The sequence below is a fragment of the Nesterenkonia sp. NBAIMH1 genome, assembly GCF_007922635.1.
Lineage (GTDB): Bacteria > Actinomycetota > Actinomycetes > Actinomycetales > Micrococcaceae > Nesterenkonia > Nesterenkonia pannonica.
On record NZ_CP042335.1, the window covers coordinates 1,608,735 to 1,622,184 of the forward strand.

Below are 13,450 nucleotides of genomic sequence, written 5' to 3' on the forward strand. Positions count from 1 at the left end.
TCAGCGAATAATCCATGCTGACTGCACTGCTGACTCTTCTCGCAGGAGTCATTCTCACGTTGTTCATCATTGCGGCGAATGGTTACTTCGTCGCTCAGGAATTCGCCTACATGTCGGTGGATCGGAACAAGCTGCGCGCCCAGGCCGCAGCCGGTGACCGCTCAGCCGCAAGGGCCCTGAACGTCACCCAACGAACGTCCTTCATGCTCTCCGGGGCGCAGCTCGGGATCACTGTCACCGGCCTGCTCGTCGGAACAGTCGCCGAGCCCCTCATCGGCCGCTCGCTGGGGGTGCTGTTCGGCGGTGCAGGCGTTCCTGCGGCAGTCAGCATCGGGGTGGGAACAACGCTCGCTCTCGCGGTCTCCACGGTCGTGCAGATGATCTTTGGAGAGCTGTTCCCGAAGAACTACGCCATTGCCAACCCCGGACCCTTGGCGAAGGGCATGGCCGGATCCACCAGGGCCTACCTTCTGGTGTTCGGCTGGCTCATCAGCGTCTTCGACGTCGCCGCGAACGCGCTCCTCAGACTCATGCGCGTCGAACCTGTGCATGACATGGACACCCGTGCCACCGCCGAAGACCTCGAGCACATCGTCGCGACCTCCCGAGTGGCCGGAGAGCTCCCCGAAGAGATGTATCTGGCGCTGGATCGCGTGCTGGACTTCCCGCAGCACGATGTGGAGCACGCCATGATCCCGCGCTCGCGGGCCGACAGCGTCCAGCCTCGGACAACCGTCGGCGAGGTGCGCACACTGATGGCCGACGGGCATACCCGGTACCCGGTCGTGGATGCAGACGATCAGCCCATCGGCGTCGTCCACCTCCTGGACCTGCTCACCTCGGCCCTGCCCGACGGCTCTGCTGTCACAGAGCTGATGCGTGAGCCGGTGATCGTCCCGACCGTCATGCCTCTGCCGGAAGCGGTGAAGAAGCTGGAGAGCAGCACCTCGGCCATGGCCTGCGTCATTGACGAGTACGGGGGATTCGCCGGAATCGTGACGGTGGAGGACCTGGCCGAGGAGATCTTCGGCGAGATCACGGACGAGCATGACGATGAGGAGCCCGAGGATCTCATCGAAATCTCCGCCGGGAGCTGGCAGGCCCATGCCGACGTCCACCTCGACGAGGTGGAGCGACGCTTGGGATGCGACCTGCCCCAGGGGGACTACGAGACGCTCTCCGGACTGCTGCTGAGCCGCGCCGGGGACCTTCTGGACGTCGGTGAGACTGTCACGCTCGAGATGCCGCCGGCGTCCTCCGACTACGACGAGGATGAGGTCTTGACGCGCGAGCTGCGTGTCACTGTCCTGAGCATTGATCGGCATGTCCCGCACCGGCTGGCCCTGTCGATCAGATCCGGGCAGAGCACTGAGTCGGAGGGCCCTCGATGAGCGCACTGAGCGTCATCGCGATCACGGCGGGGCTGATCGTCCTCTCTGCCTTCTTCGTCATCATCGAATTCTCCCTGCTTGCGGCGCGGCGGCACCGCCTGGAGGACGCTGCCCCCTCGAGCGCGTCCTCGCGGGCAGCCGTGCGAAGCCTCAACGAGCTCACCATCATGCTTGCCGGTGCGCAGCTGGGCATCACGGCGTGCACCTTCGCCCTCGGCGCCGTCACGAAGCCGGCGGTTCACTACGCCATGACGCCCATGTTCGACGCATGGGGGTTCTCGCCGTGGATTGCTGACGCCGCAGCGTTCGGCCTGGCTCTCGTTCTGGTGACCTTCCTCCACCTTGTGGTGGGTGAGATGACGCCGAAGTCGTGGGCCATCGCGCATCCTGAGCGTGCAGCTCGCGTCATTGCGCTGCCGGCTCGGGCTTTCATCGGACTGTTCAGGCCGCTGCTGACCTGGATCAACAGCATGGCGAACAGACTCGTCTCGGCAGCCGGAGTGGAGCCGATCAACCGCGCAGCGGCGGCAGGCTATGACTCCGAGACCATCCGTCAGCTGGTGGAGGACTCCACTCAGGCCGGTGTGCTGGACGTGGATGCAGGCTCTCAGATGGCACGCTTCATCGGGCTGGAATCTCTCACCGTCGACGATGTGCTGGCCACACGCAGCGGTGCTCCGACCCAGGTGCCGGCCGCAGCGACGGCAGCGGACGTTCAGCGTGCCGCGCAGACGAGCGGCCACCTCAGGATCCTCATCGGCCCGGAGGCATCCGCGTCCCCCATGGTCGTCCACGTCAGGGACACGCTCCAAGCGGAAGGGGACGAGCCGGCTGAGAGGTTCGCGCGCCCCGCTCTCGCCGTGGAGGCGGGAACCTCGGTGTATGAGGTGTTCCGGAGAATGCGTGAGAACAGCGAGCAGCTCGTCGTCGTCCGGACCGATGAGCGATTCACAGGGGTCATCACCTGGGCCGACGTGCTGAAGCAGGTCTGGCCGGCAGTTGAGCAGCACGCTGCGGGCACTCCACGCACCGACTGACGCCCTCGGCTGCTCCGCCCGAGCGGCTCCTTGCGGCAGAGAGCGTCCCCGAACTGCCCTACGCCGGTGACAAACATCCTCCCGCGCTCATGCCGCAGGTCATCGGCGAGGATCAGGAGGGTAGGCTCGAGCCAGGGCTGACTCGCTGATCAGAGAGGACCATCACATGACCACGAGGACTGCGCCGCTGCGCACCGCACTGATCGGCTTCGGCCTGGCAGGGCAGGTGTTCCACGGGCCCCCGGTTGCGGCCGACGACGAGTACCGCATCGACGCGATCGTCACCGGGAACCCGGAGCGGGCTCAGCTGGCCCGGCAGCAGCACCCTGAGGCGAAAGTGGTCCCCGACCCGTCGCAGCTGTGGTCCATGGAGCTCGATCTCGTCATCATCGGAACCCCTCCGGCATCGCACGCGCCACTGGCCGCTGAGGCGCTGGACCGCGGCATTGCAGTGGTGGTGGACAAACCCTTCGTCCTCGACGCGGCGGAAGGCTCCGCACTCGTGGCCCAGGCCGAGCGCCTGGGAGTGCCGCTCACGGTCTTCCAGAACCGGCGGTGGGATGCAGACTTCCTCACCCTGCGCCGACTGATCGACGACGGCCGGCTCGGCAGCGTCCGCCGCTTCGAGTCGCGGTTCGAATGGTGGAAGCCGGAGCTGACGAAGTCCTGGAAGGCGGAGTCCACCGTCGAACAGGGCGGCGGGATCCTCTATGACCTCGGGCCGCACCTGATCGACCAGGCGCTGCAGCTCTTCGGGCCGGTCGCCGAAGTCACCGCTGAAGTGACGACCCACCGCCCCGGCGGGGCTGCCGACGACGACGTCTTCGTAGCGCTCGAGCACACGTCAGGGACAAGGTCCCACCTGTCGATGAACGGGCTTGCCCCACGAATGGGCCCGAGATTCCACGTCATCGGCTCGAAGGCCGCCTATACGAAGTGGGGTCTCGACTCCCAGGAGGGCTTCCTCAAAGCCGGCGGCGCGGTCACCGACGCCGACTACGGCCTCGAGCCCCAAGAGTCATGGGGAACGCTCGGCGCGGGTGAGTCCGACGAGCGCGTCGAGCCTCTGCGGGGCCAGTACCCCGCCTTCTACACGCTTCTTGCCGATGCTCTCCTGCGGGGTGGACCCCTGCCCGTCGATCCCAGGGAATCGGCTGAGGTGATGGCGATCATCGAGCGCATCCACTCCGCACAGCAGCGGCAGGGAGGCTGAGGATCAGCCGCCGGCCCTACTCGTCGGCGCCCTCCATCGGACCGGCCGCCAGGGTTGTCCCGCTGTGGCTGGGATCGCCGTCGAAGTGCTCGTGCGAGACGTCCACGATCGGGTACTCCGAAAGGTCGATGCCGGCCGGGACCTGAAGCGTGGTGGACTCTGCCGTTGCAGCGCCCAGGGAGATCAGCTGGCTGGCCTCCTCGTCGCGGAGCCAGACCTCAAAGTAGCCGTCGGCTGGATCTGCGGTCCCGCTGAGGTCCACCGTCAGTTCGAGCACCCCGTCTCCGCGGTCGACCATCTGTGCCTCACCGGTGAGGTCGTCGCTCGCCACAGGCTCCAGTGAGGCACCTCCGACGACGGCCGGCGCGTCAGCCGCAGGCGGCTGCTCCTCCTCTTCGACAGCATTGACCCACAGCGTCACTGCGGCCCCGCCGACGACGAGGCCCGCTGCGGCCGCTGCAAGAACCGGCATCCACCGCGCGCCCGCAGAACGACGTGGCCGCAGCTGATGCACGGTCGCCAAGCGGTCATGGCGGGAGGCCGTGGACTCTCCGGCGGGGGGCCCGCCTGCCGCAGCTGCGCCCCTGGCGGACTCGACGTCCTCACCAGCGGCGGGGCTGATCTGAAGCTCCTCGGCAATGCGGTCCCAGAGGCCCTCGGGCGCAGACTCCAGCGGGCTGGGTACCGCGAGTGCCGTGATGACGCGGTGCGTGGCTGTGACCTGGCCAGCGCACAGGGGGCACCGCTGCAGATGACCTTCGGCAGCGGTGTAGTCCAGGCCGTCCCAGGCGCCGGCGGACCCGGAGGCTGCGGCGGCGAGCGCGGCGTCGGTGAGGTGGCCCTCGGCGGCGAAGGTCTCCTCGCTGTGCTGATGGTCAGTCATGAGTCACCTCCAATGTCCTGCGCAGTCGGGCCAGCCCGCGGTGCATGTGCGATTTGACGGTCCCCACCGGCATGCTCAGCCGCTCGGAGATGGTCCGCACCGGAAGGTCCTGCCCGTAGGCCATCCGGAGGATCTCATCCTGCGGCGGTCCCAATTCACTGATCGCCTGGTGAACCGTCACCTGGTCCACCACGGTCTCGATCGGCTGGTCGGGTGCCCCGTGGAGAAAAGCGGCGCCGCCGGCTTCGGCTGATCGCTGGTTCCGCTGGCGGGCGTGGAACGTGTCGGTGATGACTCGTCGGGCAATCCCTGTCAGCCACGCTCCCGGCGGCTTGGCCGGATCGTAGGACTCCCGGAATCGCCAGGCGCGCACGAAGACCTGCTGCGCGGCGTCCTCTGCGTCCTGACGGTGACGCAGGGCGCTCAGGCACAGGGAGAAGATCAGTGACCCGTGCGCAGCAAAGAGCTCACGCATGGCGTCCTCGTCGCCGGCTGCGAACCTGGCTCCCAGGCTTTCCCTGTTCAGAGTGCCTCCTCAGTCGCCCTTCCGCAGCTGTGCGGCGATGGGGTGCGCGCTGACCTCGCTGCGCGTCACCGCTGCACGGGCTCGGCGATCACTATGACGTTGTCAGCATAACTGCTCTCCTCAGCGATCCATTGGCCTCCGCAGGTGATCATCACCAATCGGTGGTCGCCGGTGCGTTCGAAGAAGGGCGCGAAGTCCAGGCCGTCCTTGCCGAGCTGCTGGACCTCCGACACCTCATAGCGGTGATCCTCGCCGTCCTCGTCGGTGACCGTGACCTCGTCACTGGGCCGTGCCTCCGTCAGTGCGTAGAGCGGGCCGATCGGGGTCTCCTCGGAGCCTGCGTGGGCGGCGATCACGGTGGTGCCCACGCCGTCGGCCGGCGTCTTGCCGAACTGGTACCAGGCGGCCACCGCCGCATCGTCGGGGACGTCCATCTGCCCGTCTGCGGAGACGCCGTAGGGGCGAACCGGGATATCGGCATCGATGTCCGGGTAGTCCAGCAGAACAGGTGCGGCAGCTGCGGTCGTCGTGCCGTCGAGGGAAGCCGACTGCACGGGCACCTCTGCCGAAGGGTCCTCTCGCCCCTGCCCCGGAGAGCTCGTGGGCTGCACCGAGCTCTTCGGGGCAGGGGAGGAGGGGAGGCGCTCGCCGTCGGCTTCGGCCGCACCGGCGGAGCAGCCCGCGAGCAGGCTGCCTCCCAGCAGCGCAGCGGTGAGCGCTGCGGCTGCCCGCGGAGCCTCGGCGGATCGGCGAGCGCCCATATCAGGCGCGGGCCCGCCGGATGCCCAGCACGGCGGCGCCGGCTCCCATGAGTCCGAGCAGTCCCACACCTGCGATCAGTGCGAGCTGCGACTGCTGGCCGGGCACCTGCACGTTGCCGGTCGGCACGCCGTCCGGAGCCGAGTGCATGCCGTCGACGACCTGGGTGGCCAGATCGAGGGTTCCGTCCTCGGCTGAGCCCCAGGCGTAGACGATGGTGTTGGAGCCCTCCGCCACGTCCAGGGCCTGCGGACCGAGGACCGGGTCGCTCTCACCGGCGAGTGAGACGGCTGCCTCAAGGCTTCCTGCGGGAAGGTCGAGGGTCGCCTCATCGGGGTTGGCGAGGGCCTCGACGGCGACCTCTCCGTCGGCCCAGATGTCCACTTCGGGGGCGGCGGCTGTGTGGCGCACCGTCAGGCGGCCCTCGCCCGCTGCGATGTCGGAGGTGTCGTTGACGAAGGGAGTCACGGTCGGCTCGCCGTCAGCGTCCAGGTGTGCGGCGGCGGTGTAGTTCATGCCCTCATCCAGGGAGACGCTCACCGGGCCCAGGACGGGGTCGGAATCGTCCTCGGCGTCGGCCGCAGTGATGGCGACTTCGTAGTCGCCGGCCGGAAGCTCCAGGGGGCCGGCGAGGTCGCCGGGCATGAAGTCGTCGAGGGTCAGGTCACCGTCCACATAGACGTCGACCGGGAGGTCGGGGACGGCGTGCAGAACGGAGAGGTGTGCGGCAGAGTCCTCATGCTCGTCTGCGTGGGCAGGTGCGGCAGTTCCGACGATTGCCAGACCGAGAGCGGCAGTGGCGGCGAGGGGCAATGATTTACGCATGACCGTGTCCTTTGCTAGTGCCTGGTGGCAGTGATTGTGGTCACATTGTTGTGCTCACATCAGGACTACCGTCGCGGGACGAGAAAGGTTGCACGTCGTCCGAAAAAACTTCTGCAGGGTCATATCGGCATGATCCTTGAGTACCCTGTCGCTATGGCTCCGAGTCCCCGCAAGCCGCGACGATCTGCTCGATGACCCGCTGCGCCTGGGCCGAGCAGTCCCCTGAGCTGCGGGAGTACCACGACGCCGAATGGGGCTTCCCCGTCGCAGACGACCGGAGACTCTTCGAGAAGCTCTGCCTGGAGAGCTTCCAGTCGGGCCTGAGCTGGCGAACCATCCTCAGCAAGCGCGTTAATTTTCGAGCAGCCTTCGCAGGTTTTCACGTCGAGACGGTCGCGCGGTTCGGGGAGGACGACGTCGCGCGCCTCCTCGCTGATGCGGGCATCGTCCGGAACAGGTCCAAGATCGAGGCGATCATCAACAATGCACGCCGCTGCGAGGAGCTCGTCGAAGACGAAGGGAGCCTCGCGGCCTTCATCTGGTCGTACGAACCCCGCTCGGACGAGCTGGGCGAGGCGCAGGCCATGACGACCTCGCCCGCGTCAGTCGCCATGGCCAAGGAGCTCAAAGCCCGGGGATGGACGTTCCTCGGCCCCACCACGATCTTCGCGTTCATGCAGTCCATGGGTCTGCTCAACGATCATCTCCGCGCCTGCGCGACCTGGCCCGCCGTCGACCGGGCCAGGGCAGAGTTCGTTCGGCCCTGAGCCGGGCCGCCGCCGGGCCACTGGCGTCCGAGCGTGCCGCCTAGTAGTAGTGCGGGAAGGCAGACCAGTCGGCGTCGCGCTTCTGCAGGAACGAGTCACGGCCTTCCACTGCCTCATCGGTCATGTACGCCATGCGGGTCGCCTCACCGGCGAAGACCTGCTGGCCGGCCAGCCCGTCGTCGGCGGCGTTGAATGCGAACTTCAGCATCCGGACAGCCTGCGGAGACTGTTTGGCTATGTCACGCGCATAGGACAGGGCCGTCTCCTCAAGACGCTCATGATCCACCGCCTCATTCACCGCACCGGCTTCGACCATCTCCTGCGCAGAATGCTCCCGAGCGAGGAAGAAGATCTCGCGGGCCTTCTTCTGCCCCACCTGCCGGGCCAGGAGCATGGACCCGTAGCCGGCGTCGAAGGAGCCCACGGTCGCGTCGGTCTGCTTGAACTTCCCATGCTCCCGGGAGGCAATGGTCAGGTCAGCCACCACATGCAGCGAGTGGCCCCCTCCGGCCGCCCAGCCGTTGACCACCGCGATCACCACCTTCGGCATGGTGCGGATGAGCCGCTGAACCTCCAGGATGTGAAGGCGGCCGGCGCGCGCCGGATCCACGGTCTCCGCAGTGTCGCCCTCCGCGTACCGGTAGCCGTCGCGCCCGCGGATCCGCTGGTCGCCGCCGGAGCAGAACGAGTGCCCGCCGTCCTTCGCCGACGGGCCGTTGCCGGTCAGCAGCACCGCACCCACATCCGAGGTCATGCGCGCGTGGTCCAGCGCCCGGAACAGCTCGTCCACCGTGTGCGGCCGAAAGGCGTTGCGGACCTCGGGGCGGTCGAAGGCGATCCGCACCGCCGGGAGATCTCGGACCACGGCCCCCTCAGCATCCCGCTCGACCTGCCGGTGGTAGGTGATGTCGGTGAACTCGAAGCCTTCCACAGTCCGCCACCGGTGCGGATCGAAGACGTCGGAGACCTGGGCTGGAAGCTGAGAGTCTGTCACAGCAGACGAGTCTACTGACCGCGCAGTACTGTGGGTCCATGAGGACAACGCCGGACGTCGGGCAGCAGCCGGACATCACCCAGGACGAGGCCGCAGACCTGCTCATCAACTGGGACATCGCCGAGAAGACGGCCGCACGGCTCATCCCGGCCGGCCCCAGAATGAAGCCCGCCCGCGCACGGGCAGAGGTGCAGGCCCTCCGGCAGGCCGCGTCCGATGCTGTGCCGCATGTGCACCGCATCACCGGCATCGCCGCAGCCGAAGGCCTCGGCGAAGACCTCAGCGACGTCCTGATCGTAGACAGGGCCGGGTGGGCCCGCGCGAACGCCGAAACCTTCCGTCAGCTGCTGGGACCCGCGCTGCACGCCGCGGTGAGGAACAAGCCGGAGCTGCTGAACGGGCAGGCGTCCACCGGCCAGATCCTCGGAGCCTCCGCCGCAGGCGCTGAGCTCGGCGCCATTCTGGGCTACCTCTCCGCGCAGGTGCTGGGACAGTTCGAGCCGTTCGAGCAGTCGCGCCTGCTGCTCACCGCTCCCAACGTGGCGGCCATCGCCCACGAGCTCAACGTGGACAGGGACGACTTCCGCCTATGGGTCTGTCTGCATGAGCAGACCCACCGCGTGCAGTTCGCAGCAGCCCCATGGATGGCCGACTACCTCCGCGGGCAGATCACCGAACTCTCCGTGTCCACCATGGAGGACGCCGACTCCCTGCCCCAGCGCTTCGCCGAGACGGTCAAGCAGCTGCGCTCCGAGCTGCGCAGAGGGGGCCGTCCGGGCCGCAATGAGCTGATCAGCGCCATCCAGACGCCCGAGCAGCAGCAGATTCTCAGCCGGCTGACCGCGGTGATGAGCCTCTTGGAAGGCCATGCCAATGTCGTCATGGACGCCGTCGACGCCGAGATCGTGCCCTCCGTGAAGACCATCCGGCGGCGGTTCAACGACCGCAGCAAGCACCGCAGCGCCCTGCAGAAGCTCATCCGACGGCTTCTGCAGCTGGACAAGAAGGCAGCCCAGTACAAGGACGGCCAGTCCTTCGTCTCCCGGGTCGTGGAGCTGGTCGGTATGGACCAGTTCAACACCGTGTGGCAGAGCCCCGAGCATCTGCCCACCGAGGAGGAGATCCACCGGCCCGAGGAATGGGTCGAACGCCTTCGGCTGCCCAAGCTCTCCGACACCGGCACCATCACGTTCGGAGGCTGAGCGGTGGCAGCTCCCGCTGCGCTCCATGCCGCTCGCCGGGCCGTCGCCGAATCCCTGGCCGAAGGGGAGCTGAACCTCGTCGGGTGCTCCGGAGGCGCTGACTCTCTGGCTCTGGCGGCCGCCGCAGCATGGCACCATCGCAAGGACGCCGGCCCGCACCGGAATACCCGAGTGGGCGCAGTCGTCGTCGACCACCACCTGCACCCCCGCAGTGTGGAGATCTCCGGCCAGGCGGTGCGTCAGCTCAAGGCCCTCGGTCTGGAGCCGGTGCGCATTGTGCCTGCAGCGGTTGACCAGCAGTCCACCCAGGGGCCCGAAGCCGCTGCCCGGACCGGCCGGTACGCTGCGTTCAGGTCAGCGATGAAGGAGCTCGGCGCAGTCCGGCTGCTCACCGCCCACACCAAGGATGACCAGGCGGAGCAGGTTCTTCTCGGGCTGGCACGAGGATCCGGCACCCGATCCCTGGCCGGCATTCCGGCAGTCCGTGGGCCCTACCGCCGGCCTCTTCTGGGCCTTTCGCGGGCAGAGACGGAAGAAATATGCCTCCACCACGGTCTGAGCTGGTGGACCGATCCTGCGAACAGCGACCCGCGTTACCTGCGCTCCCGGCTGCGGACCGAGATCATGCCCCACCTGCAGGAGCGTCTGAGCCCTACGATCAAGGACGCCTTGGCCCGGACCGCGTCCATCGCCGCGGAGGATGCCGCCTATCTGGAGGAGCAGGCGAAGGAGATCTTTCCCACACTCCTGGAGGATCCCGACCCCTCCGGTGCGCTTCGGCTGCGCCTCACCGGCCTGCGTGCCCAGCCCCCGGCGATCCGACGCAGAATCGTGGCGCTTGCGGCTGTCGCTGCGGGTGCGCCGGCGCCCAGCTTCGAGCGGATCCAGGCTGTGGACCGGCTGGTCGACGGCGGGCGGTCCCGGGGACCCGTCCAGCTGGAGGGTGAGCTTGCGGTGTACCGGGGTGCACGGGGAACCTCGGAGTATGGAAAACTGATCCTCATTCCGCCGTCGCCCGGATGAGGCAGTCAGAAGGTGCACGCCGGCCCACCCGTTCCGCTGAGAAGGAGCATGCAACGCATGGACAGCCATGACGTGTCAGCTGATCTTGAAGAGGTTCTGCTCACCAAGGAGCAGATCGACGAACGCATCAGAGAGCTGGCGGCGGCGGTCGACGCCGACTATGCCGGCAAAGACGTGCTTCTGGTGGGAGTCCTCAAGGGCGCAGTGATGGTGGTGGCCGATCTGGCACGTGCCCTGACCTGCCACCTCTCCATGGACTGGATGGCCGTGAGCTCCTACGGCTCCGGCACCAAGTCCTCCGGGGTGGTCCGCATCCTCAAGGACCTCGACACGGACCTCACGGACAAGCACGTGCTCATCGTCGAGGACATCATCGACTCCGGCCTCACCCTCTCGTGGCTGAAGGCCAACCTGGAGTCGCGCGGACCCGCCAGCGTGGAGATCTGCACGCTGCTTCGCAAGCCTGAGGCGGTCAAGGTCGACATCGATGTGAAGTATGTAGGCGTCGACATCCCCAATAAGTTCGTCGTCGGCTACGGCCTTGACTTCGCGGAGAAGTACCGCAACCTCAGCTGCATCGGCATCCTTGCGCCCCACGTGTATGAGTGACGTGCCTCACTAAGCCTGCTGTAGGCTCGAAGCTGCCTACGACCCCCTGGAGGCCCTGGTGGCAGAGTCCCCCCTACCGCTGAGCAAGGCGGCTGCAGCGTACGCCTCACTTCGGAGGAAGATTCAGGCGGGCGAGCTCGCTCCCGGAGAGCGCGTCACCCTCAATAAGCTTGCCCAGATGGAGGGCATGAGCCTGACGCCCATCCGCGAGGCGCTCAAGCGCCTGGTGTCCGAGGGGTATGCGGTCCACGACGAGCATGTCGGCACCCGGATCGCAGACCTCACCCCTGCACGGGTTGAGCAGATCTACCGCCTGCGCCGCGTGCTTGAGCCGATGGCAGTGCGCCTGGCGGCCGAGCGGGCCGACGATGAGACGGAGCACATCCTCGAGGACCTGATCCGGCATGCTGAGGCGGCAGCCACTCCCCAGCAGCGGGCTGAGACGAATGAGCAGTTTCACTTCGGGCTCTACCGGCTCAGCGGCGACGAGCTGCTGGTCGGATTCATCGAGCAGCTGTGGGCGGGCATGCCCTATCCGTCCCAGCTGATCTTCCGGGACCCTGACGGCGGGCGGGCCTCGCTGGGGGAGCACCGGAGAATCGCGGATGCAGTGTCCGCCCGTGATGCCGAGACGGCCTCCGCGGAGCTCGAGCGGCACATCGGCCATGGGTTCGCCTCAGCCATGTCCAGCTTCGAGCTTTGATACTTTATAAAATCCAGGCTAATGTATCGCCGGTCACACACCGTGACCTGGGTAACACCCTCTGCATTCAGACCTGAAGGAGCGACGGTGAGCGTCGAATCGCATGACCGGGCAACGGTGCCCGGCAACCACACTTCCGACAGCCCCCAAGGGACGAGCGTCGACGTCAACGCCGCCGCGGCCGCAGCCTCAGCTGAGTTCGACAAGCCTGAGTCCTGGACCCGCATCATGGGCCTGCCGCTCCACTGGTTTGGGATCTTCTTCGTCGTGATCGCCGCCTGCGCGATGCTGGGCGTGCTCCCGAACACCATGCTGGCCGGCTTCGCCGTCGTCATCCTGGTGGGCGGGCTGCTGAACTGGATCGGCGGACGGGTTCCGGTGCTTCGCAACTACGGGCTTCCCACCGTCCTTGCGATCCTGACGCCGGCCGTCCTGCTGCACTTCGGGCTGTTCCCGGAGTCATTTGCGGAGAACATGGAGATCTTCACCGACGGCAGTGAGATCGGCTTCATCGACTTCTATGTGGCCAGCCTCATCGCAGGCTCCATCCTCGGCATGCCCCGTGCCCTGCTGCTGAAGGCCGGCGCCCGCATCGCCGTGCCGCTGCTGGGAACCATCGCAGTGGTCTTCGTGCTCATCGGAACTCTGGGCGCGGTGCTGGGCTTCGGCATGCGCGAAGCGGTGCTGTTCGTCGCCGCCCCCGTCATGGGCGGAGGCGTCGGTGCGGGCATCGTGCCCATGTCCGGCATCTACGCCGACCAGCTGGGCGGCGACGCCGGCTCGTTCGTCGCGCAGCTGATCCCGGCGGTGATCATCGCCAACATTCTGACCATCTTCTGCGCGGGCGTCTTCAACGGCATGACCTACAAGGGGCAGCAGTTCTTCCTCGGGTTCAACGGCAACGGCCAGATTGTCCGCGTGGAGGGCAGCGCTGACCAGTTCAAGGCGAAGCCCAAGCCCACCGGCGGAACGTTCAACGTCCTGGCCATCGGCCTCACCACCGCTGCGACCCTCTTCCTGGCGGGCACCCTCATCGCAGAATTCGTCCCCGGCCTGCACGCCTACGCGTGGACGATCCTGCTGGCCGCCACCATCAAGATCTTCGGCCTCATGCCCGCCGCGTTCGAGGATGCCGTGTCCACCTGGTTCGGATTCGTCTCAGGAACCCTGACCCCGGCGCTGCTGGTGGGCATTTCGATCACCTACTTCGAGTTCGACGAGCTCGGCGCGCTGCTCTCCGACTGGCGCTACCCCGTGCTGGTCCTGGCGGCAGTGCTGACCGCAGTGATCGTCTCCGGCGCCCTGGGCTGGCTGGTGAAGATGTACTACGCCGAAACCTCCATAGCCATCGGCATGGGCATGACGGACATGGGCGGCACCGGAGACGTCGCCGTAGTCTCCGCAGCGAACCGCCTCGAACTGATGCCGTTCCTGCAGGTGTCCTCCCGCATCGGCGGCGCCATCGTCCTGCTGGTCGTCAGCCTGCTCCTTCCCGTGATCGGCTGAGCCTCTCGCCCC

14 protein-coding genes are annotated in these 13,450 nt (G+C 67.2%); 9 read left to right on the forward strand and 5 right to left on the reverse strand.

The window, feature by feature from the left end:
• Window positions 1-14: 14 nt before the first annotated feature.
• The 3 genes from FS388_RS07620 (at window position 15) to FS388_RS07630 (ending at window position 3,641) form a co-directional block, all read left to right on the forward strand.
• Window positions 15-1,391, forward strand: coding sequence for a hemolysin family protein (locus tag FS388_RS07620; RefSeq protein ID WP_146340876.1), 1,377 nt, complete (start codon window positions 15-17; stop codon window positions 1,389-1,391).
• Window positions 1,388-2,428: a CNNM domain-containing protein gene (locus FS388_RS07625; protein ID WP_146340877.1), complete on the forward strand. Its 1,041-nt coding sequence runs from the start codon at window positions 1,388-1,390 to the stop codon at window positions 2,426-2,428. The genes FS388_RS07620 and FS388_RS07625 overlap by 4 nt, the downstream gene beginning before the upstream one ends.
• A gap of 166 nt (window positions 2,429-2,594) precedes the next feature.
• Window positions 2,595-3,641, forward strand: coding sequence for a Gfo/Idh/MocA family oxidoreductase (locus FS388_RS07630; RefSeq protein WP_146340878.1), 1,047 nt, complete (start codon window positions 2,595-2,597; stop codon window positions 3,639-3,641).
• Window positions 3,642-3,657: 16 nt separating this feature from the next.
• Here the strand turns inward: FS388_RS07630 and FS388_RS07635 are convergent, their stop codons facing one another.
• From FS388_RS07635 to FS388_RS07650, 4 genes are all read right to left on the reverse strand, one after another.
• On the reverse strand, window positions 3,658-4,524 hold the full coding sequence (locus FS388_RS07635) for an anti-sigma factor domain-containing protein (protein ID WP_146340879.1): 867 nt from the start codon (window positions 4,522-4,524) through the stop codon (window positions 3,658-3,660).
• Complete coding sequence (locus tag FS388_RS07640) at window positions 4,517-4,999, reverse strand: RNA polymerase sigma factor (RefSeq protein ID WP_146340880.1); 483 nt, start codon at window positions 4,997-4,999, stop codon at window positions 4,517-4,519. Before FS388_RS07640 ends, FS388_RS07635 begins: the two co-directional genes overlap by 8 nt.
• A 116-nt stretch (window positions 5,000-5,115) precedes the next feature.
• Window positions 5,116-5,811 carry a class F sortase gene (locus FS388_RS07645; protein WP_146340881.1) on the reverse strand — a complete coding sequence of 232 codons (696 nt, stop codon included), beginning with the start codon at window positions 5,809-5,811 and terminating at the stop codon, window positions 5,116-5,118.
• Between the two features lies 1 nt (window position 5,812).
• Window positions 5,813-6,634, reverse strand: a complete 822-nt coding sequence (locus FS388_RS07650) for a DUF4397 domain-containing protein (RefSeq protein WP_146340882.1) — start codon at window positions 6,632-6,634, stop codon at window positions 5,813-5,815.
• 191 nt (window positions 6,635-6,825) lie between these two features.
• On the opposite strand from FS388_RS07650, the gene FS388_RS07655 reads away from it, so the two are divergent.
• Window positions 6,826-7,401 carry a DNA-3-methyladenine glycosylase I gene (locus FS388_RS07655; protein WP_146340883.1) on the forward strand — a complete coding sequence of 192 codons (576 nt, stop codon included), beginning with the start codon at window positions 6,826-6,828 and terminating at the stop codon, window positions 7,399-7,401.
• A gap of 40 nt (window positions 7,402-7,441) precedes the next feature.
• On the opposite strand, the gene FS388_RS07660 is transcribed toward FS388_RS07655, so the two are convergent.
• On the reverse strand, window positions 7,442-8,395 hold the full coding sequence (locus tag FS388_RS07660; RefSeq protein ID WP_146340884.1) for a 1,4-dihydroxy-2-naphthoyl-CoA synthase: 954 nt from the start codon (window positions 8,393-8,395) through the stop codon (window positions 7,442-7,444).
• 38 nt (window positions 8,396-8,433) lie between these two features.
• On the opposite strand from FS388_RS07660, the gene FS388_RS07665 reads away from it, so the two are divergent.
• The 5 genes from FS388_RS07665 to FS388_RS07685 all read left to right on the forward strand — a co-directional run bounded on the left by FS388_RS07665 (window position 8,434) and on the right by FS388_RS07685 (window position 13,438).
• The gene (locus FS388_RS07665; RefSeq protein WP_146340885.1) at window positions 8,434-9,597 is read left to right on the forward strand and encodes a zinc-dependent metalloprotease; all 1,164 of its coding nucleotides are present in this window, start codon (window positions 8,434-8,436) and stop codon (window positions 9,595-9,597) included.
• A 3-nt stretch (window positions 9,598-9,600) separates the two neighbouring features.
• The gene (gene tilS, locus FS388_RS07670; protein ID WP_146340886.1) at window positions 9,601-10,620 is read left to right on the forward strand and encodes a tRNA lysidine(34) synthetase TilS; all 1,020 of its coding nucleotides are present in this window, start codon (window positions 9,601-9,603) and stop codon (window positions 10,618-10,620) included.
• Window positions 10,621-10,677: 57 nt separating this feature from the next.
• Entirely contained in the window at window positions 10,678-11,229 is a 552-nt protein-coding gene (gene hpt, locus FS388_RS07675) for a hypoxanthine phosphoribosyltransferase (protein ID WP_146340887.1), read from the forward strand.
• A gap of 58 nt (window positions 11,230-11,287) precedes the next feature.
• Entirely contained in the window at window positions 11,288-11,932 is a 645-nt protein-coding gene (locus FS388_RS07680; RefSeq protein WP_146340888.1) for a GntR family transcriptional regulator, read from the forward strand.
• An 87-nt stretch (window positions 11,933-12,019) separates the two neighbouring features.
• On the forward strand, window positions 12,020-13,438 hold the full coding sequence (locus tag FS388_RS07685; RefSeq protein WP_168198653.1) for a 2-hydroxycarboxylate transporter family protein: 1,419 nt from the start codon (window positions 12,020-12,022) through the stop codon (window positions 13,436-13,438).
• The last annotated feature ends 12 nt before the right edge of the window (window positions 13,439-13,450 follow it).